This is a genomic window from Segatella asaccharophila, assembly GCF_054687055.1.
Map to the genome: position 1 here is coordinate 15,836 of NZ_BAACAN010000006.1, position 16,488 is coordinate 32,323.

Annotated in this window: 30 protein-coding genes; all 30 read right to left on the reverse strand. The window is 43.5% G+C overall.

What is annotated here, in order from left to right; all coding sequences use genetic code 11:
- Nucleotides 1-29: 29 nt before the first annotated feature.
- The 30 genes from rpsM to ACYRYG_RS05030 all read right to left on the reverse strand — a co-directional run bounded on the left by rpsM (nucleotide 30) and on the right by ACYRYG_RS05030 (nucleotide 16,359).
- On the reverse strand, nucleotides 30-410 hold the full coding sequence (gene rpsM / locus ACYRYG_RS04885; RefSeq protein ID WP_293416090.1) for a 30S ribosomal protein S13: 381 nt from the start codon (nucleotides 408-410) through the stop codon (nucleotides 30-32).
- A 99-nt stretch (nucleotides 411-509) separates the two neighbouring features.
- Nucleotides 510-626 (reverse strand): 50S ribosomal protein L36, encoded by a 117-nt coding sequence (gene rpmJ / locus ACYRYG_RS04890; protein ID WP_252760867.1) that lies wholly within the window; start codon nucleotides 624-626, stop codon nucleotides 510-512.
- Between the two features lie 14 nt (nucleotides 627-640).
- Complete coding sequence (infA, locus tag ACYRYG_RS04895) at nucleotides 641-859, reverse strand: translation initiation factor IF-1 (RefSeq protein WP_252760868.1); 219 nt, start codon at nucleotides 857-859, stop codon at nucleotides 641-643.
- An 89-nt stretch (nucleotides 860-948) separates the two neighbouring features.
- Nucleotides 949-1,746: a type I methionyl aminopeptidase gene (map, locus tag ACYRYG_RS04900; protein WP_293416088.1), complete on the reverse strand. Its 798-nt coding sequence runs from the start codon at nucleotides 1,744-1,746 to the stop codon at nucleotides 949-951.
- Between the two features lie 9 nt (nucleotides 1,747-1,755).
- The gene (gene secY / locus ACYRYG_RS04905; protein WP_293416086.1) at nucleotides 1,756-3,093 is read right to left on the reverse strand and encodes a preprotein translocase subunit SecY; all 1,338 of its coding nucleotides are present in this window, start codon (nucleotides 3,091-3,093) and stop codon (nucleotides 1,756-1,758) included.
- 4 nt (nucleotides 3,094-3,097) lie between these two features.
- The gene (gene rplO / locus ACYRYG_RS04910; protein ID WP_293416102.1) at nucleotides 3,098-3,544 is read right to left on the reverse strand and encodes a 50S ribosomal protein L15; all 447 of its coding nucleotides are present in this window, start codon (nucleotides 3,542-3,544) and stop codon (nucleotides 3,098-3,100) included.
- Between the two features lie 25 nt (nucleotides 3,545-3,569).
- Nucleotides 3,570-3,746, reverse strand: coding sequence for a 50S ribosomal protein L30 (gene rpmD, locus ACYRYG_RS04915; protein WP_293416084.1), 177 nt, complete (start codon nucleotides 3,744-3,746; stop codon nucleotides 3,570-3,572).
- Nucleotides 3,747-3,764: 18 nt separating this feature from the next.
- Nucleotides 3,765-4,277 carry a 30S ribosomal protein S5 gene (gene rpsE / locus ACYRYG_RS04920; RefSeq protein ID WP_293416082.1) on the reverse strand — a complete coding sequence of 171 codons (513 nt, stop codon included), beginning with the start codon at nucleotides 4,275-4,277 and terminating at the stop codon, nucleotides 3,765-3,767.
- A gap of 6 nt (nucleotides 4,278-4,283) precedes the next feature.
- The gene (gene rplR / locus ACYRYG_RS04925) at nucleotides 4,284-4,628 is read right to left on the reverse strand and encodes a 50S ribosomal protein L18 (RefSeq protein WP_293416080.1); all 345 of its coding nucleotides are present in this window, start codon (nucleotides 4,626-4,628) and stop codon (nucleotides 4,284-4,286) included.
- Nucleotides 4,629-4,646: 18 nt separating this feature from the next.
- Nucleotides 4,647-5,219 (reverse strand): 50S ribosomal protein L6, encoded by a 573-nt coding sequence (gene rplF, locus ACYRYG_RS04930; protein ID WP_293416078.1) that lies wholly within the window; start codon nucleotides 5,217-5,219, stop codon nucleotides 4,647-4,649.
- Nucleotides 5,220-5,233: 14 nt separating this feature from the next.
- Nucleotides 5,234-5,629, reverse strand: coding sequence for a 30S ribosomal protein S8 (gene rpsH, locus ACYRYG_RS04935; protein ID WP_293416076.1), 396 nt, complete (start codon nucleotides 5,627-5,629; stop codon nucleotides 5,234-5,236).
- Nucleotides 5,630-5,698: 69 nt separating this feature from the next.
- Nucleotides 5,699-6,001 (reverse strand): 30S ribosomal protein S14, encoded by a 303-nt coding sequence (gene rpsN, locus ACYRYG_RS04940; protein ID WP_293416074.1) that lies wholly within the window; start codon nucleotides 5,999-6,001, stop codon nucleotides 5,699-5,701.
- Nucleotides 6,002-6,003: 2 nt separating this feature from the next.
- A complete protein-coding gene (gene rplE / locus ACYRYG_RS04945) occupies nucleotides 6,004-6,561 on the reverse strand; it encodes a 50S ribosomal protein L5 (RefSeq protein WP_293416072.1) in 558 nt (185 codons plus the stop codon).
- Nucleotides 6,561-6,878: a 50S ribosomal protein L24 gene (gene rplX, locus ACYRYG_RS04950; RefSeq protein ID WP_293416070.1), complete on the reverse strand. Its 318-nt coding sequence runs from the start codon at nucleotides 6,876-6,878 to the stop codon at nucleotides 6,561-6,563. Before rplX ends, rplE begins: the two co-directional genes overlap by 1 nt.
- 21 nt (nucleotides 6,879-6,899) lie before the next feature.
- Nucleotides 6,900-7,265, reverse strand: a complete 366-nt coding sequence (rplN, locus tag ACYRYG_RS04955) for a 50S ribosomal protein L14 (protein WP_293416068.1) — start codon at nucleotides 7,263-7,265, stop codon at nucleotides 6,900-6,902.
- A 2-nt stretch (nucleotides 7,266-7,267) separates the two neighbouring features.
- Nucleotides 7,268-7,534, reverse strand: coding sequence for a 30S ribosomal protein S17 (gene rpsQ, locus ACYRYG_RS04960; RefSeq protein ID WP_293416066.1), 267 nt, complete (start codon nucleotides 7,532-7,534; stop codon nucleotides 7,268-7,270).
- Nucleotides 7,534-7,731: a 50S ribosomal protein L29 gene (gene rpmC, locus ACYRYG_RS04965; protein ID WP_293416064.1), complete on the reverse strand. Its 198-nt coding sequence runs from the start codon at nucleotides 7,729-7,731 to the stop codon at nucleotides 7,534-7,536. Before rpmC ends, rpsQ begins: the two co-directional genes overlap by 1 nt.
- A 3-nt stretch (nucleotides 7,732-7,734) precedes the next feature.
- On the reverse strand, nucleotides 7,735-8,163 hold the full coding sequence (gene rplP / locus ACYRYG_RS04970) for a 50S ribosomal protein L16 (RefSeq protein WP_293416062.1): 429 nt from the start codon (nucleotides 8,161-8,163) through the stop codon (nucleotides 7,735-7,737).
- 16 nt (nucleotides 8,164-8,179) lie between these two features.
- Entirely contained in the window at nucleotides 8,180-8,911 is a 732-nt protein-coding gene (rpsC, locus tag ACYRYG_RS04975; RefSeq protein ID WP_293416060.1) for a 30S ribosomal protein S3, read from the reverse strand.
- Between the two features lie 5 nt (nucleotides 8,912-8,916).
- Nucleotides 8,917-9,324, reverse strand: coding sequence for a 50S ribosomal protein L22 (gene rplV, locus ACYRYG_RS04980; RefSeq protein ID WP_293416058.1), 408 nt, complete (start codon nucleotides 9,322-9,324; stop codon nucleotides 8,917-8,919).
- A gap of 37 nt (nucleotides 9,325-9,361) precedes the next feature.
- On the reverse strand, nucleotides 9,362-9,631 hold the full coding sequence (rpsS, locus tag ACYRYG_RS04985; protein WP_293416056.1) for a 30S ribosomal protein S19: 270 nt from the start codon (nucleotides 9,629-9,631) through the stop codon (nucleotides 9,362-9,364).
- 10 nt (nucleotides 9,632-9,641) lie between these two features.
- Nucleotides 9,642-10,469, reverse strand: a complete 828-nt coding sequence (rplB, locus tag ACYRYG_RS04990; protein WP_293416054.1) for a 50S ribosomal protein L2 — start codon at nucleotides 10,467-10,469, stop codon at nucleotides 9,642-9,644.
- An 8-nt stretch (nucleotides 10,470-10,477) separates the two neighbouring features.
- Complete coding sequence (rplW, locus tag ACYRYG_RS04995) at nucleotides 10,478-10,771, reverse strand: 50S ribosomal protein L23 (RefSeq protein WP_293416053.1); 294 nt, start codon at nucleotides 10,769-10,771, stop codon at nucleotides 10,478-10,480.
- A gap of 14 nt (nucleotides 10,772-10,785) precedes the next feature.
- Nucleotides 10,786-11,415, reverse strand: coding sequence for a 50S ribosomal protein L4 (gene rplD, locus ACYRYG_RS05000; protein WP_293416052.1), 630 nt, complete (start codon nucleotides 11,413-11,415; stop codon nucleotides 10,786-10,788).
- Nucleotides 11,415-12,029 (reverse strand): 50S ribosomal protein L3, encoded by a 615-nt coding sequence (gene rplC / locus ACYRYG_RS05005; RefSeq protein WP_460197788.1) that lies wholly within the window; start codon nucleotides 12,027-12,029, stop codon nucleotides 11,415-11,417. The genes rplD and rplC overlap by 1 nt, the downstream gene beginning before the upstream one ends.
- A 47-nt stretch (nucleotides 12,030-12,076) precedes the next feature.
- Complete coding sequence (rpsJ, locus tag ACYRYG_RS05010; RefSeq protein WP_004352787.1) at nucleotides 12,077-12,382, reverse strand: 30S ribosomal protein S10; 306 nt, start codon at nucleotides 12,380-12,382, stop codon at nucleotides 12,077-12,079.
- Nucleotides 12,383-12,469: 87 nt separating this feature from the next.
- A complete protein-coding gene (gene fusA / locus ACYRYG_RS05015) occupies nucleotides 12,470-14,584 on the reverse strand; it encodes an elongation factor G (protein WP_293416048.1) in 2,115 nt (704 codons plus the stop codon).
- Between the two features lie 25 nt (nucleotides 14,585-14,609).
- A complete protein-coding gene (gene rpsG / locus ACYRYG_RS05020) occupies nucleotides 14,610-15,089 on the reverse strand; it encodes a 30S ribosomal protein S7 (RefSeq protein WP_293416046.1) in 480 nt (159 codons plus the stop codon).
- Nucleotides 15,090-15,288: 199 nt separating this feature from the next.
- Nucleotides 15,289-15,669, reverse strand: a complete 381-nt coding sequence (gene rpsL, locus ACYRYG_RS05025) for a 30S ribosomal protein S12 (protein ID WP_293416044.1) — start codon at nucleotides 15,667-15,669, stop codon at nucleotides 15,289-15,291.
- A gap of 366 nt (nucleotides 15,670-16,035) precedes the next feature.
- Nucleotides 16,036-16,359 (reverse strand): DUF3467 domain-containing protein, encoded by a 324-nt coding sequence (locus ACYRYG_RS05030; protein ID WP_293416042.1) that lies wholly within the window; start codon nucleotides 16,357-16,359, stop codon nucleotides 16,036-16,038.
- Nucleotides 16,360-16,488: the final 129 nt, after the last annotated feature.

Sequence of the window (16,488 nt, forward strand, 5' to 3'; positions counted from 1 at the left end):
AAGAGCAGACTCAAGAAATCAACTAAATTTTACTTAGTCGCCTTCTTCTTATTAGCAACAGTCTTCTTTTTCCCCTTACGGGTACGAGCATTATTCTTAGTACTCTGACCGCGAACAGGAAGACCATTACGATGCCTGACGCCACGATAGCAACCTATATCCATGAGGCGCTTGATGTTCATTTGGATCTCAGAACGGAGATCACCTTCTACTTTATATCCAGCGCCGATAATTTCACGGATTTTGGCTGCCTGATCATCAGTCCAATCACTGACCTTCAGGTCACGGTTAACACCGGCCGCATCCAATATCTTTGCTGAACTACTTCGACCTATACCAAAAATATAAGTCAATGCGATTTCGCCACGCTTATTCTGGGGCAAATCTACTCCAACAATTCTTATTGCCATTTGTTATTGATAAAAAAATAATAGTTACATACTCGCGAAAGAGTGTGCAAAGATACAACAAAATTCATTGTCAATGTACACTTTTACGAATTTTTAACATTACCCCTGACGCATTTTGAACTTAGGGTTCTTCTTGTTGATTACGAATAAACGTCCTTTACGACGCACAATCTTGCACTCAGGAGTACGTTTCTTTATTGATGTTCTAGTCTTCATATCTTTGAAATCTTTTATTTATATCTAAAAACAATTCTTCCCTTTGTCAAGTCGTATGGACTCATTTCCACTTTGACCTTATCTCCAGGTAAAATCTTGATGTAATGCATACGCATTTTCCCTGAAATATGAGCTATGATCTGAACTCCATTTTCAAGTTCTACACGAAACATTGCATTGGATAAACTTTCGACGATCGTTCCGTCTTGTTCTATAGCTGGCTGCTTTGCCATAATTACTTATTAACTCCTTATAAATATTAAATACTCTTTGACCGTTAACACTCTGCGGACCAAACTCGGCGAACGACTTACAGGATCACTCACCGACTGATTTGTTCGATACCGTCAAATGTAGATAAAATCTCAGCTCTTCCCCTACGAATAGCAATAGTATGTTCAAAGTGAGCAGCGATCTGATGATCTGCCGTGGCAAGGCCCCACTTATCAGGGAGCAGCCACAATTTGCGTTCACCCATTGTAACCATGGGTTCTATAGCAATACACATACCTGCTTTCAGAAGCAAGCCTTCACCCTGTCGTCCATAATTAGGAACCGGGGGATCCTCGTGCATCAGCCTTCCTATCCCATGACCCGTTAACTCTCTGAACACCGAATAACCCTCAGCCTCGCAGCACTGTTGTACCGAAAAACCAATGTCACCGACATGGTTTCCTGCCACTGCCTGCTCAATCCCTTTATAGAGTGCCGCTTTTGTAGTTCCCAAGAGTTTTTGAACTTCCGGATCTACTTCGCCGACACAAAAGGTATAACAACTGTCACCATTATAGCCATTCAGCAATGCGCCGCAATCGACAGAAATGACATCACCATCCTTTAAGACAGTCTTTTCACTCGGTATGCCATGCACGACAACATCATTGACCGATGTACAAACAGAACCAGGGAAAGGCACATCCACGCCAAAAGGATTAGGAACACCTTTGAAGGTAGGTTCTGCGCCATGATCACGAATAAACTCAGCAGCAATCTTATCAAGTTGAATCGTCGTGACCCCAGGTTTAATATGTCTGCCCACTTCCGTGAGCGTAGCACCGACCAGATGATTAGCCTCACGCATGAGTCGGATTTCATCCTCGGTCTTCAGAAATATTTTCATTTCTAAAGATCAATAGGCAGAGAGTCCTGCATGACGAGTATGACCCGAGCTCAGCAAGCCGTCATAATGTCTCATCAGCAAATAGCTCTCAATCTGCTGTAAGGTATCAATTACGACACCCACAAGAATCAGAAGAGATGTCCCCCCAAAGAACTGAGAGAAAGACTCCTGAACATTCAACAGACCTGCCAGCGCCGGCATGATAGCGATAAAGGCGATGAACAAGGAACCAGGGAAGGTAATACGAGACATCACAGTATCTATATACTCCGCGGTATCCTTACCCGGCTTGACACCAGGAATAAACCCATTATTACGCTTAAGGTCATCAGCCATCTGCGTCGGGTTTAAAGTGATTGCTGTATAAAAATATGTGAATGCGATCACCAAGATCACATAGACGATGTTATAAAGCAGACTCCGCGTGTTCATGAGATCCTGAACCCACCAGGCCGAATTTGCCGTATTATAGCGTACAATAGCCAACGGAATAAACATCAGTGCCTGTGCAAAGATGATCGGCATCACATTGGCAGCGAACAACTTCAAAGGAATATACTGACGAGCTCCACCATACTGCTTGTTGCCTACTACTCTCCGGGCATACTGCACAGGGACTTTACGAGTACCCTCAACCAGGACAATAGAAGCGCAGACCACCGCATAAAGGATAACGATCTCAACGATGAACATGATCAATCCTCCCCCGGTAATCGCCTGCAGGCGAGAAGCCACTTCCTGAATGAAAGCCTGGGGCAACCGAGCAATAATTCCGATCATAATGATCAAAGAAATACCATTACCCACGCCCTTATCTGTAATACGTTCTCCCAACCAAAGGATAAACATACTGCCGGCAGCAAGGATGATCGTTGCAGGAACCATAAAGACTGTCCAACTGACCCCCGTAGCAAGAGCCTGAGAAGCCTGCATCTTAAGGTTAATCAGATAAGACGGAGCCTGAAAAAGCAGAATTGCTATGGTCAGCCACCTTGTATACCAATCAATTTTCTTACGGCCACTCTCACCCTCACGCTGCATTTTCTGGAAATAAGGAACAGCAACAGCAAGGAGTTGCATGACGATTGAGGCAGAAATATAAGGCATTATCCCCAATGCGAAGATAGACGCATTGGAAAAAGCACCTCCAGAGAACATATCAAGCAAAGACATCAGTCCACCTGCGGTCTGTGACTGTAAATGTGCCAACTGCCCGGGATCAATACCAGGAAGAACGACAAATGACCCAAAACGGTATATAGCCACAAACAGGAGGGTGATGAGGAGCCGCTGACGCAGATCCTCAACCTTCCAACAGTTCTTTAGTGTCTCAATTAACTTTTTCATTCACTTAGATTATTGTTGCCTTACCACCTAATGTCGTAATGGCCTGTTCGGCTGATTTAGAAAAAGCATTTGCCTCTACATCAACCTTAGACTTCAATTCGCCATCACCCAAAACCTTGATAAGCTTGTTTCCATCAAAAAGTCCAGCCTCTTTCATTTCCTTCAAGCCGATCTTGGTATAGTTCTTCGCCTCTACGAGTTTCTGAAGAGAAGACAGATTAACGGCGAGGTATTCTTTATGGTTGATATTTTTAAAACCAGCTTTAGGAACACGACGCTGCAATGGCATCTGGCCACCTTCAAATCCGATCTTTCTTTTATAACCAGAACGCGATTTGGCTCCTTTGGATCCACGGGTAGAAGTACCACCTAAGCCAGAACCTGAACCGCGTCCAAGACGGCGACGTGAATGTGTAGAACCAACTGCTGGTTTCAAATTATGTAATCTAATCATTGCGTCAAATTTTAAGAATTCGTTATTTAATAATCTCAATCAGGTGATGAACCTTACGGATCATACCACTATTTCCAGGATTGTCCTCAACCTCGACTACCTGGCCGATCTTATGGAGCCCAAGATAGATAAGGGTATTCTTCTGATCAACAGGAGCACCAACTCTACTCTTGATTTGCTTGATTTTTATAGTTGCCATTTTCTAATTCCCCCCAAATTAACCATTAAATACTTTTTCCATACTTATTCCACGCTGACCAGCAACCTGATAAGGATCACGCATTTTGGAAAGAGCGAGGATCGTAGCTTTGACCAGGTTATGTGCATTGGAAGAACCTTTGGACTTAGCAATCACATCCGTAATACCTGCACTCTCCAGGACAGCACGCATAGCACCTCCAGCTTTCAGCCCTGTACCGGCAGCAGCTGGCTTCAGCAGGACTTTGGCACCCTCATAAGAAACTTCCATTTCGTGAGGGATAGTACCTTTGAGAACCGGTACTTTCATCAAGCTTTTTTTAGCAGCTTCAGTACCTTTAGCTATTGCAGCCGTAACTTCTCCGGCTTTACCCAGGCCATAACCGAGAACACCCTTGCCATCACCTACAACGACGATAGCAGCGAAAGTAAAGGTACGACCACCTTTAGTAACTTTAGTTACACGGTTAATAGCAACCAGACGATCTTTCAATTCGACGTCACTATTTGCTTTTACTCTATTCATTGCCATAATCGATTAAAATTTAAGGCCACCCTCACGAGCTGCGTCAGCAAGTGCCTGGACACGGCCATGATAGAGATAACCATTACGGTCAAAAACTATAGATACTACTCCGGCAGCCTTTGCCTTCTCAGCAACAAGAGCACCGACTTTCTTAGCCTGCTCCAGTTTAGGAAGTTTTTCCATTCCTAAAGAAGAGGCATAAGCGAGAGTATTTCCCGTCAAATCATTGATTAACTGAGCATAGATTTGCTTATTAGAACGGAATACACTCAGGCGTGGACGCTCAGCAGTTCCCTTCACGTGTTTACGAATGCGGAACTTTATTTTAATTCGTCTTTCAACTTTTTTTGTTGTCATTGTCGTAAAAAATTAAAATTACTTAGCAGCAGCAGTCTTACCAGACTTTCTGCGGATGACCTCTCCTTTAAAGAGAATACCTTTTCCTTTATAAGGTTCAGGCATACGGAAAGAACGAATTTTTGCACAGATGAGTCCGAGCAAAGCCTTATCACAAGACTCCAATGTTATCATCGGGTTCTGATTCCTTTCAGCCTTCGTCTCAACCTTCACCTCTTTAGGAAGTTGCATATAAATGGGGTGTGTATAACCCAAGGTGAGTTCGATAATATTCCCCTGATTCGTCACACGGTAACCGACACCAACGAGCTCCATTGTTTTAGAATAGCCCTCGCTTACCCCAATGACCATATTATTCACCAGAGAGCGGTAAAGGCCATGGAATGCCTGTTTCTGCTTACTATCAACAAGGCTCTTCTCATCGACAGCAAACGTTACCGCACCATCGGCCAGAGCCACCTTGATAGAAGGATCTATCTTTTGAGAAAGTTCACCTTTTGGTCCCTTGACTGAAAGGATTCCTGTCTTTTTATCAAAATTTACAGTTACACCTGCCGGAATATTAACTGGTAATTTCCCTATTCTTGACATATCAAATCCTCCAATTAATATATGAAACAAAGAACTTCACCGCCAATTTTCTGTTCAGCAGCCTCTTTGTTAGTCATTACACCTTTAGACGTAGATAGAATTGCAATACCCAGTCCGTTAATTACTCTCGGCATATCTTTGTAACCCGTATACTGACGAAGTCCAGGAGTGGACACGCGCTTCAAGCTTCTGATAGCATTTTGCTTCGTCTTCGGATCATACTTCAATGCGACCTTGATTGTACCTTGAGGACCATCCTCAATAAATTTGTAATTCAGAATGTATCCTTTCTCAAAGAGGATCTTTGTGATCTCTTTCTTCAAGTTAGACGCAGGAACATCCACAACACGGTGATGAGCCATGATTGCATTTCTGAGTCTAGTCAGATAATCTGCTATAGGATCTGTCATAAAAATAAAAATTAATTAATCGGGACACCCCGACAATATTAAAAATGTGATCTGTATGAATTGATAAGATTACCAACTGGCCTTTTTCACACCAGGGATCAAGCCCTCGGAAGCCATCTCACGGAACTGAATACGAGAGAGACCAAACTGTCTGATATATCCTCTTGGACGCCCCGTAATCTTGCAACGGTTATGCAGACGAATGGGATCAGCATTCTTAGGAATAGCCTGTAACTTACGAGCAGCCTCATAAGCCTCTGCGGGATCAGTAGCAGTAGCGATAATCTTTTTCAAAGCTGCGCGTTTCTTTGCATAACGTGCTACAAGTCTTGCACGCTTCACTTCGCGAGCTTTCATTGATTCTTTTGCCATATCTATTTAGTCTTTTTAGCATTCTTAAATGGAAAACCGAAACCCTTGAGCAAAGCATAACCTTCTTCATCTGTAGTAGCAGAAGTTACAAAGGTGATGTTCATTCCTTGCACACGATCAACTTTATCGATATTAATTTCCGGGAAGATGATCTGCTCAGAAATACCGAGGGTATAGTTGCCATGTCCATCCAGTCTGGAGTCAATACCTTTGAAGTCACGGATACGAGGAAGAGCCACGCGAATGAGCCTCTCCAAGAATTCGTACATCCGCTCACGGCGCAAAGTAACCATCACACCGATAGGCATGTATTTACGAAGTTTGAAATTAGCGATGTCTTTTTTGGAGTAAGTAGCAACAGCTTTCTGACCCGTAATGGAAGACAGTTCATTGATGGCGACATCAATGATTTTTTTATCCTGGGTAGCGTCACCAAGTCCCTCATTAATCACAATCTTCTTCAAGACAGGAACCTGCATGACAGAAGAATAGTTAAACTGTTTAGTAAGAGACGGTGCAATCGTATCTGTATATACTTGTTTTAACCGTGCTGTATTCATCACTTGATTTCCTCCCCTGATTTTTTAGCGATACGAACGACCTTCTTCCCTTCACGCTTAATGGCGATACGGGTAGGTTTGCCACTTTTCGGATCAATCAGACTTAAATTAGAAATATGAATTGAAGCCTCCTGCTTGACAATACCCCCCTGAGGATTTTTAGCTGAAGGCTTAGTGCTCTTAGTAACCATATTGACCCCTTCAACGATGGCCCGGTTTTCATCTACCAGCACTTTGAGCACCTTTCCAGACTTACCCTTGTCTCTACCAGCGAGCACAATTACGGTATCGTCTTTTTTTATGTGTAATTTACTCATTACTTTCTTAAATTTTAAACATTAAAGAACCTCAGGTGCCAAAGAAACGACCTTCATATTAACAGTCCGAAGTTCACGGGCAACCGGACCGAAGATACGACTTCCGCGGAGCTCACCGGCACTATTCAACAAGACACAGGCATTGTCGTCAAAACGGATATAGGATCCATCCTTGCGACGGATCTCTTTCCTGGTACGAACAATCAGGGCCTTCGATACTGCACCCTTCTTCAAATCACTTGACGGGATGACATTCTGTACAGCGACAACGATGATATCCCCCACGCTTGCATAACGGCGTCCCGTTCCACCAAGTACACGAATGCACTTTGCCGTACGAGCACCACTGTTATCACATACTGTAAGTTTTGATTCAGTTTGTATCATAATTACTTAGCCTTTTCTACGATTCTTACTAATCTCCACCGCTTTGTCTTTGACAGAGGGCGAGTCTCCATAATCAGTACAGTGTCGCCGACATTGGCTTCATTCTGTTCATCATGGGCGTAATATTTCTTGGTATGCTGGACGAACTTACCATAAATCGGGTGCTTCTCCTTAAACTTTGATGCAATAATTATGGTTTTATCCATTTTATTACTGATCACAACACCCTGTCTTACCTTTCTTAAATTTCTTGTTTCCATCTGAACCATTATTTTTTATTAAGTTCTCTTTGACGGAGTTCTGTCTTCATCCGTGCAATATCACGACGTGCCGTCTTAATCTGTGATGGATTCTCTAACGGAGTAATCTTATGGTTCAGCATCTTTTGGTTAAGATCAGCCTGCGATGCCTTCAACTTTTCAACCAAATCCTTAGTTTCAAGTTCTTTTACTTCTTTCATCTTCATAGCTTAAGCATTTTTATCGTAATCACGTCTGACGACAAACTTAGTTTTAACAGGCAACTTCTGAGCGGCAAGGCGAAGTGCTTCCTTTGCATCTTTAAGACTTACGCCCTCTACCTCAAATAAGATACGTCCCGGTGTTACGGGAGCTACCCATCCTGCGGGGTCACCTTTTCCTTTACCCATACGCACATCAGCAGGTTTACGAGTAATGGGATGGTCTGGAAAAATACGAATCCAAACCTGACCTTCACGGTTCATATAGCGGTTTACGGCTACACGAGCGGCCTCTATCTGACGGCTGTCGAGCCATTTGGATTCAAGAGTCTTGATACCAAATGAACCGAAAGCCAGTTCTGTTCCTCTGTGAGCGTCACCTTTATTGCCACGCCCATCTTGAGGTCTTCTATATTTTACTCTTTTTGGCTGTAACATAATAGATTCTTAACTTTTAACGGTTATTGTTTCTCTTGCGATTACCGCGACCAGAACGTCTCTCACCGTTACCACGATTTGAGTTTTTATTGTCCTGCTGGAAATTCGGTGTAAGGTCTACTTTCCCATAGACCATACCGCGGCAGATCCAAACTTTTACCCCAATCGTACCTACTTTCGTAATTGCTTTAGTAGAGCAATAGTCAATATCAGCACGAAGAGTATGCAGTGGTGTACGCCCTTCCTTAAACATCTCCTTACGAGCCATCTCAGCTCCATTCAGACGACCAGACACCTGGACTTTGATACCATCAGCACCAGCACGCATCGTATTGGCAACAGCCATCTTGACGGCACGGCGATAAGCGATCTTACCTTCGAGCTGACGGGCGATATTATCTGCTACAATAGTTGCATCCAGTTCAGGTCTTTTCACCTCAAAAATGTTGATTTGAATCTCTTCCTTGAAGATATTCTTCAACTCTTCTCTCAGTTTATCGACATCCTGGCCACCTTTACCAATGACAATACCCGGACGAGCAGTGCAAATAGTAATGGTAACGAGTTTTAAGGTACGCTCGATGATAATACGAGAGACGCTTGCCCTTGCCAGACGCTCGTTGATATAGTTTCGGATTTTCATATCCTCTACGAGGTTGTCACCGAAAGACTTACCACCAAACCAATTAGAATCCCAACCACGGATTACACCTAAACGGTTACTTATTGGATTAACTTTCTGTCCCATTCTATTTACTTATTTTCGTCATTAGTTTTAGCATCAACAAAAAGCGTAACGTGATTAGAACGCTTACGGATTCTGAAGCCACGGCCTTGTGGTGCCGGTCTCATACGTTTCATAGTGACCCCCGGGTCTACGAAGACTCTACTGATATAGAGTTCACCCTCTTCAGCCTTACGGTCATTTTTCTGTTCCCAGTTTGCAATAGCCGAACGTAACAGTTTCTCAACGTCAGCAGCAGCGTGCTTTTTAGAGAACTTAAGTACTCCAAGAGCCTTATTTACTTCCATACCACGAACCATGTCCACGACATAGCGCATCTTACGGGGTGAGGAAGGAACTCCCTTGAGCTTAGCGAAGTACTGGTTTCTGCGAGCTTCTTTTAACTTTTCAGCCGCAATATGTTTTCTTGCTCCCATTATTGTTTCTTCATTTAAATGGTTTCAACCCGCTTACTTAATCTTTATTGTTACCACTATGGCCGCCGAATCGACGGGTAAGTGAAAACTCACCAAGTCTGTGACCCACCATATTTTCAGTAATGTAAACAGGGATAAATTTATTTCCGTTATGAACTGCAATGGTATGCCCCACGAAATCGGGAGATATCATACAAGCTCTGGCCCATGTTTTGACAACACTTTTCTTGCCACTTTTGTTCATCTCGAGAATTTTCTTCTCCAGAGAAACATTAATATATGGACCCTTCTTAAGTGAACGACTCATAATTTACTCTTTATTTTTTATTTGCTCTTTCAATAATATACTTGTTAGAAAGCTTCTTAGGTGCACGAGTCTTAAGACCTTTAGCACACAAGCCCTTCCGAGAACGTGGAAGACCACCGGACTGGCGACCTTCACCACCACCCATAGGGTGATCAACAGGATTCATCACCACGCCACGGTTATGAGGACGACGGCCCAGCCAGCGGGAACGTCCAGCCTTACCGGACTGTTCAAGGGCATGGTCAGAATTCCCCACGCTGCCAATTGTAGCTTTGCAAGCACTCAGAATCTGGCGAGTCTCACCAGAAGGAAGCTTAATAACACAATAACTGCCCTCACGAGAAGTCAACTGAGCAAAATTACCAGCCGAACGGACCAGGCGTGCACCCTCCCCCGGACGTAATTCAATGTTATGAATTACGGTACCTACAGGGATATTTTCCAGTGGAAGAGCATTGCCTATCTCAGGAGCTGCAGAAGCACCGGAAAGCAATGTAGCACCTACTTGCAATCCATTAGGAGCAATAATGTAACGTTTTTCACCATCTGCATAATAGAGCAACGCGATCCGTGCCGAGCGGTTCGGATCATATTCAATACTCTTTACTACAGCTGGAACACCATCTTTCTCCCGCTTAAAGTCGATGAAACGTAACTTGCGTTTGTGTCCACCGCCCATGTAGCGAACCGTCATCTTACCGGTGTTGTTTCGACCACCTGTAGAACGTTTGCCATACACGAGAGACTTCTCTGGCACGGATGCAGTAATCTCCTCGAACGTGCCAATAATCTTGTGTCTTTGTCCCGGAGTGACCGGGTTAAATTTACGTACTGCCATTTTTTATTTTAGATATTGCTGTAAAAATCAATTGTATCGCCCTCTTTCAAGGTAACGATAGCCTTTTTGAATGCATTTTTCTGACCTTTGACCATTCCTGCTTTCGTATAGCGGGACTGACGTTTGCCAGCATAGCGCATCGTGTTTACATTTTCAACTGTAACTTTGTACAGTTTCTCAACCTCATCCTTTATCTGGAGCTTATTGGCCTCAGGCTTTACAACGAAGCCAAAGCGGTTAGGCCGCTTATCCGTTATCTTAGTTTGCTTCTCAGTAACCAAGGGTTTAATAATAAATGCCATAATTGAATCTCCTGTTATTTGGTTAAGAGTTCGTTTAGTGAATTTAATGCACCTTCCGTCATCACGACAGAATCAGCATTCAACACCTGATAAGTATTGACTGCCTTCGCTGTAATCACATGAGCACATTTTATATTTCGAGCGGACAAATATACATTTTTATCTACTTCTGGCAAAACGAAAAGGAGTTTCTTGCCCTCTACTTTAAGATTTTTAGTAATATTTATAAAATCTTTTGTTTTCGGAGCATCAAACTTAAAGTCCTCAACGACGATTAATTCATTTTCCTTAGCCATCTGAGACAAAGCCGATTTACGAGCAAGAATATTCGTCTTCTTGTTCAGTTTAAAACTATAATCACGGGGCTTAGGACCAAAAACACGACCACCGCCGACGAGCAAAGGAGAATTAATATCACCCCGACGGGCACCGCCGCCACCCTTCTGACGTCCGAGTTTGCGTGTTGAACCTCTGTGTTCACTTCTTTCCTTAGTTTTCGCCGTACCCTGACGTTGATTGGCAAGGTATTGCTTTACTGCAAGCCAGAGAACGTGTTCGTTAGGCTCAATTCCGAAGATACTCTCATCGAGAGTCACCTTCCTGCCGGTCTCCTGACCATTGATATTTAAAACACTAACTTCCATTATTTCTCAATTAATACAGTTGAACCTATACATCCAGCAAAAGAACCTTTCACTACGAGCAGGTTCTGTTCTGGAATAACCTTTAATACCTGAAGGTTCTGGGTAGTAACCCGATCTCCTCCCATTTGACCACCCATGCGCATGCCTTTGAAGACTTCTGCAGGGTAAGAGCAAGCACCGATAGAACCTGGTTTACGCAAACGGTCATCCTGACCGTGGGTAGACTGGCCTACACCGCCGAAATTGTAACGTTTAACAACACCTTGGAAGCCTTTTCCTTTAGAAGTTCCGACTACGTCCACAAATTTAGTGTCATTAAAAATATCAACTGTAATTGTATCTCCGAGGTTATGCTCCTCATCAAACCTGAACTCGGCCAAGTGCTTTTTAGGTGTTGTGCCTGCCTTCTTATAGATTCCCATCAAGGACTTGGAGCATCTTTTCTCCTTTGCCTCGCCGAAACCTAACTGAACGGCCTTGTAACCATCTTTCTCTACTGTTTTTACCTGGGTTACGACACAAGGACCAGCTTCGATAACAGTGCACGGAATATTTTTACCGTCGGCACTGAACACGGATGTCATTCCGATTTTTCTTCCAATTAATCCTGGCATTTCAATAAAAATTAAAATAGATAAATTCTTTTTGTACCCAACATCACTCAGACTTTAATCTCCACCTCGACGCCACTAGGCAACTCGAGTTTCATCAAAGCATCTACCGTTTTTGCTGTTGAACTATAGATGTCGATAAGACGCTTAAAATCGGACAACTGGAACTGCTCACGGGACTTTTTGTTTACGAACGTTGAACGGTTAACCGTGTAAATACGCTTATGCGTCGGCAATGGAATAGGACCACTTACAATCGCACCGGTAGCCTTCACGGCCTTAACGATTTTTTCTGCTGACTTATCAACCAACTGATGATCGTAAGATTTCAGTTTAATTCTGATTTTCTGACTCATTTTTTTATTTATTAAATGATTAATGAAGGAAAAGGAGCACCTGCTTAAGAGTCATTCGCTAAGCCTGTTGTTCCTTAACCCAATGATTTACAATAATTCCGAATGTCCCTTTATCTCATCAAGTACCGTCTTGGCAATACTCTTTGAGACCGGAGCATGGTGATCATACTCCATAGAAGAAGTAGCCCGGCCGGAAGTAATCGTACGCAAAGCGGTCACATAGCCAAACATCTCTGCCAGAGGAACCATGGCCTTGACGATACGGGCACCACTGCGGGTTTCATCCATTCCCTGGACCATGCCACGGCGCTTGTTCAAATCCCCAATGACATCACCCATATTTTCTTCCGGGGTAACAACTTCCACCTTCATGATAGGTTCCATCAAAACCGGACCAGCCTTTGGGCACATCTCACGGAAAGCCTGATGAGCTACCAACTCGAACGAAATCTGATCAGAGTCAACAGGATGGAAGCCACCATCCAGAAGGGTCACTTTCAAACCAGTCATCGGAAATCCGCCGAGGATACCACTGCCCAGACACTCCTGAAAGCCCTTCTGAACAGAAGGAATAAATTCCTTAGGCACATTACCACCCTTGACCTGATTTACGAACTGCAAATCTCCTTCCGTATAATCTTCGTCTTTCGGGCCGATAGTCACTTCAATACAAGCGAACTTACCACGACCACCCGTCTGCTTCTTATAAGTCTGACGGTCATGAACCTCCCTAGTGACAGCCTCTTTATAATTGACCTGAGGTTTACCCTCAGTACATTCTACTTTGAATTCACGGCGAAGACGTTCAATGATAATATCCAGATGCAACTCTCCCATACCGGAAATGATGGTCTGGCCACTCTGTTCATCAGTATGAACTGTAAAAGTAGGATCCTCTTCAGCCAGTTTAGCCAGGCCATTATCCATTTTAGCTACATCAGCCTGCGATTTAGGTTCTACAGCCACCGAGATCACAGGATCAGGGAATGTCATGGATTCCAGCACAATAGGATGATCCTCATCACACAATGTATCACCTGTATGAATATCCTTGAAACCGACGCCGGCACCGATATCACCTGCATCAATAGACTCCATAGGAATTTCCTGTTTGGAATTCATCTGGAACAAACGGCTGATGCGCTCGCGTTTTCCAGAGCGTGGATTAAAGACATAAGAGCCAGCTGCCACCCTGCCCGAGTAAACCCGGAAGAACACCAGACGACCCATAAAAGGATCCGTAGCGATCTTGAAAGCCAAAGCAGCCAGAGGTTCAGACTCAGACGGCTTACGATCTTCCTCTTCACCCGTATCCGGATTTGTACCCTTGATATTAGGAGTATCCAGTGGAGAAGGCAGGAACATACAAACGTAGTCCAGCAATGGTTGAACGCCCTTATTCTTATAAGAAGATCCCAGACATACCGGGCAGCACTCCAATTTCACGGTTCCTTTACGAATCGCAGAAATGAGCATATCTTCAGGAACGTCCTTGCCATCCAGGTAAAGTTCCATCAAATTATCATCATAATTAGAAGCAGCTTCCAAGAGTTTGTCCCGATATTCATTAGCCTGATCCACCAGATCAGCGGGAATATCATCGACATCATATTCAGCTCCCAGCGTTTCATCATGCCAAAGAATAGCCTTCATCTTAATCAGGTCAACCACCCCAAGAAAGTTTTCCTCTGCCCCGATAGGAATCTGGAGAACGACAGGATTAGCCCCAAGGATCGTTTTCATCTGCTTCACTGTTTCGAAGAAGTCAGCACCAGAGCGGTCCATCTTATTGACATAGCCAATACGAGGAACATTGTATTTGTCAGCCTGGCGCCACACCGTTTCTGACTGAGGCTGGACGCCATCAGCTGCAGAATAAGTAGCAATAGTACCATCAAGGACACGCAAGGAGCGTTCTACCTCGGCAGTAAAGTCGACATGTCCCGGAGTATCAATCAAGTTGATCTTATAATCATTGCCTTTCCATGTCCAATTACAAGTAGTTGCAGCAGAGGTGATCGTTATACCCCTCTCCTGCTCTTCAGCCATCCAGTCCATCACGGCCTCGCCATCATGGACCTCACCGATTTTATGTGTCTTACCTGTATAATAAAGAATACGCTCTGACGTAGTCGTTTTACCCGCATCAATGTGAGCCATGATGCCAATATTACGCGTCAAATGTAAATCACGGTTTGCCATTTTTCTTTTTACCTGTTAAAAGTGATTAGAATCTAAAATGTGCAAAAGCACGGTTAGCCTCAGCCATACGATGAATATCTTCCTTCCGCTTATAGGCACCCCCCTGATTGTTATAAGCATCAAGGATCTCTGCAGCAAGTTTTTCAGCCATAGACTTTCCACTGCGTTTGCGGGCGAAAGTAATCAGATTCTTCATAGCAATACTTTCCTTACGGTCAGGACGAATTTCCGTCGGAACCTGAAAAGTAGCTCCTCCGACACGGCGACTGGTCACCTCTACCTGGGGAGTAACATTATCCAGCGCTTGTTTCCAGATTTCCAAAGCTGATTTTTCTTCTGCCTTGGGAGCCTTTGCTTTAACGGTGTCAAGAGCTTTGTAGAAGATCGCATAAGAAGTATTCTTCTTACCGTCATACATCAAATGATTTACAAATTTCGAGACCTTCTGGTCATTAAAGACAGGATCCGGGAGGATCACTCTCTTCTTTGGTTTTGCTTTTCTCATTGTTCTTTAAAATATTATTCTGCGGAGGCTGCACTTTTATTTTGTCCTTCAACATTCACACCTGAACATTTACTCAACCTTTATAGTTCTTCTCCAGCAAAACGAATGATAATTGTTTTTTCCTTGGTAAAGTCGAAGGTTTTCAGTCATTCACGACTTCCAGCCTTCGACATAGCTTCAATTTTCCTGCTTAAGAAGTTTACTTCTTTGCCTTAGGACGCTTTGCACCATACTTAGAGCGGCGCTGAGTACGGTTAGCCACACCGGCCGTATCCAGTGTGCCACGTACGATATGGTAACGCACGCCAGGGAGGTCCTTCACACGACCGCCCCTTACCAGGACGATACTGTGTTCCTGAAGGTTATGACCTTCTCCCGGAATATAAGAGTTGACCTCCTTCTGATTGGTCAAACGCACACGGGCAACCTTACGCATTGCCGAATTAGGCTTCTTCGGAGTAGTTGTGTAGACACGAACACATACACCACGGCGCTGAGGACAATTGTCCAAAGCCGGTGACTTGCTTTTGTCTGCCGTCACCCTTCTGCCTTTTCTTACTAACTGTGAAATAGTAGGCATAATTGTTTTTATTTATATATTATTTTATTTATTATCAATTCATTACGGGGCATAATTAAAGTTTGCCCACATGAAGCCATTTCGGGCTGCAAAGGTACAAATAATCTTTGACAATACCTAATAGGTTGAGTTTCTCATCGGTATTTGTTTTGTCAAATTATATAAATATATAATATATTAACTTATTTTATAAGTACATCCGCTGCCCGCTTGAATTCATTAAACGGCCTTCAAACCTATTTTTCTTATTGGAAAGAATCATAACCTCAAAAGGAAAACCGATGTCAGAAACTACTCAAACTATAAAAAATCCCACAAATTCATCATTTGCGGGATTTCTTTCATCCATCTTCCCAACTTACAGGATCAGGCCTCACCCCTGCCAGTTCCGAAAGGTGCAATGGTACGAGGAGTCTGATTTGGAATCTCGATCTTACCAAACTGACGTTCATAATTGAGGACATTTTCCTGAAGAGCCTGTAAGAGCCGTTTAGCATGTTCCGGAGCGAGAATGACACGACTTCTCACCTGTGCCTTAGGGACACCTGGCATAATACGCGCGAAGTCAAGCACAAAATCACTACTGGAATGGGTAATAATGGCAAAGTTAGCATATTCACCTTCGGCCACCTCCGGACGGAGTTCAATCTGCAACTGTCCGTTTTGATTCTGATCCTTGTTATCTGCCATAGTATGTATAAATTTTAAGACCTGCCTTCAAGGAAGATCAGTCTATATCCTCCACTGCTGATCCTTTCAGGCAGAACAAATCGTTAAGTTATTTTATATTGGCACCAATCCCGTCTTTTTCATAAAATG

Bases quoted from the DNA above. Each gene is read 5' to 3' on its own strand.
- rplD (WP_293416052.1), bottom strand. From the start codon at position 11,415: ATGGAAGTTAGTGTTTTAAATATCAATGGTCAGGAGACCGGCAGGAAG.
- rplR (WP_293416080.1), bottom strand. From the start codon at position 4,628: ATGACAACAAAAAAAGTTGAAAGACGAATTAAAATAAAGTTCCGCATT.
- rplW (WP_293416053.1), bottom strand. From the start codon at position 10,771: ATGGCATTTATTATTAAACCCTTGGTTACTGAGAAGCAAACTAAGATA.
- rpmJ (WP_252760867.1), bottom strand. From the start codon at position 626: ATGAAGACTAGAACATCAATAAAGAAACGTACTCCTGAGTGCAAGATT.
- rpsH (WP_293416076.1), bottom strand. From the start codon at position 5,629: ATGACAGATCCTATAGCAGATTATCTGACTAGACTCAGAAATGCAATC.
- rplC (WP_460197788.1), bottom strand. From the start codon at position 12,029: ATGCCAGGATTAATTGGAAGAAAAATCGGAATGACATCCGTGTTCAGT.
- infA (WP_252760868.1), bottom strand. From the start codon at position 859: ATGGCAAAGCAGCCAGCTATAGAACAAGACGGAACGATCGTCGAAAGT.
- secY (WP_293416086.1), bottom strand. From the start codon at position 3,093: ATGAAAAAGTTAATTGAGACACTAAAGAACTGTTGGAAGGTTGAGGAT.
- rplX (WP_293416070.1), bottom strand. From the start codon at position 6,878: ATGAGTAAATTACACATAAAAAAAGACGATACCGTAATTGTGCTCGCT.
- rpsJ (WP_004352787.1), bottom strand. From the start codon at position 12,382: ATGAGTCAGAAAATCAGAATTAAACTGAAATCTTACGATCATCAGTTG.
- rplB (WP_293416054.1), bottom strand. From the start codon at position 10,469: ATGGCAGTACGTAAATTTAACCCGGTCACTCCGGGACAAAGACACAAG.
- rpsC (WP_293416060.1), bottom strand. From the start codon at position 8,911: ATGGGACAGAAAGTTAATCCAATAAGTAACCGTTTAGGTGTAATCCGT.
- rplF (WP_293416078.1), bottom strand. From the start codon at position 5,219: ATGTCAAGAATAGGGAAATTACCAGTTAATATTCCGGCAGGTGTAACT.
- rpsM (WP_293416090.1), bottom strand. From the start codon at position 410: ATGGCAATAAGAATTGTTGGAGTAGATTTGCCCCAGAATAAGCGTGGC.
- rplV (WP_293416058.1), bottom strand. From the start codon at position 9,324: ATGGGAGCAAGAAAACATATTGCGGCTGAAAAGTTAAAAGAAGCTCGC.
- rplN (WP_293416068.1), bottom strand. From the start codon at position 7,265: ATGATACAAACTGAATCAAAACTTACAGTATGTGATAACAGTGGTGCT.
- map (WP_293416088.1), bottom strand. From the start codon at position 1,746: ATGAAAATATTTCTGAAGACCGAGGATGAAATCCGACTCATGCGTGAG.
- rpsN (WP_293416074.1), bottom strand. From the start codon at position 6,001: ATGGCAAAAGAATCAATGAAAGCTCGCGAAGTGAAGCGTGCAAGACTT.
- rpsS (WP_293416056.1), bottom strand. From the start codon at position 9,631: ATGAGTCGTTCACTTAAGAAGGGTCCATATATTAATGTTTCTCTGGAG.
- rpsG (WP_293416046.1), bottom strand. From the start codon at position 15,089: ATGAGAAAAGCAAAACCAAAGAAGAGAGTGATCCTCCCGGATCCTGTC.
- rpsQ (WP_293416066.1), bottom strand. From the start codon at position 7,534: ATGGTTCAGATGGAAACAAGAAATTTAAGAAAGGTAAGACAGGGTGTT.
- rpsL (WP_293416044.1), bottom strand. From the start codon at position 15,669: ATGCCTACTATTTCACAGTTAGTAAGAAAAGGCAGAAGGGTGACGGCA.
- rpsE (WP_293416082.1), bottom strand. From the start codon at position 4,277: ATGGCAATGAATAGAGTAAAAGCAAATAGTGACGTCGAATTGAAAGAT.
- rplE (WP_293416072.1), bottom strand. From the start codon at position 6,561: ATGAATACAGCACGGTTAAAACAAGTATATACAGATACGATTGCACCG.
- fusA (WP_293416048.1), bottom strand. From the start codon at position 14,584: ATGGCAAACCGTGATTTACATTTGACGCGTAATATTGGCATCATGGCT.
- rpmC (WP_293416064.1), bottom strand. From the start codon at position 7,731: ATGAAGATGAAAGAAGTAAAAGAACTTGAAACTAAGGATTTGGTTGAA.
- rplP (WP_293416062.1), bottom strand. From the start codon at position 8,163: ATGTTACAGCCAAAAAGAGTAAAATATAGAAGACCTCAAGATGGGCGT.
- rpmD (WP_293416084.1), bottom strand. From the start codon at position 3,746: ATGGCAACTATAAAAATCAAGCAAATCAAGAGTAGAGTTGGTGCTCCT.
- ACYRYG_RS05030 (WP_293416042.1), bottom strand. From the start codon at position 16,359: ATGGCAGATAACAAGGATCAGAATCAAAACGGACAGTTGCAGATTGAA.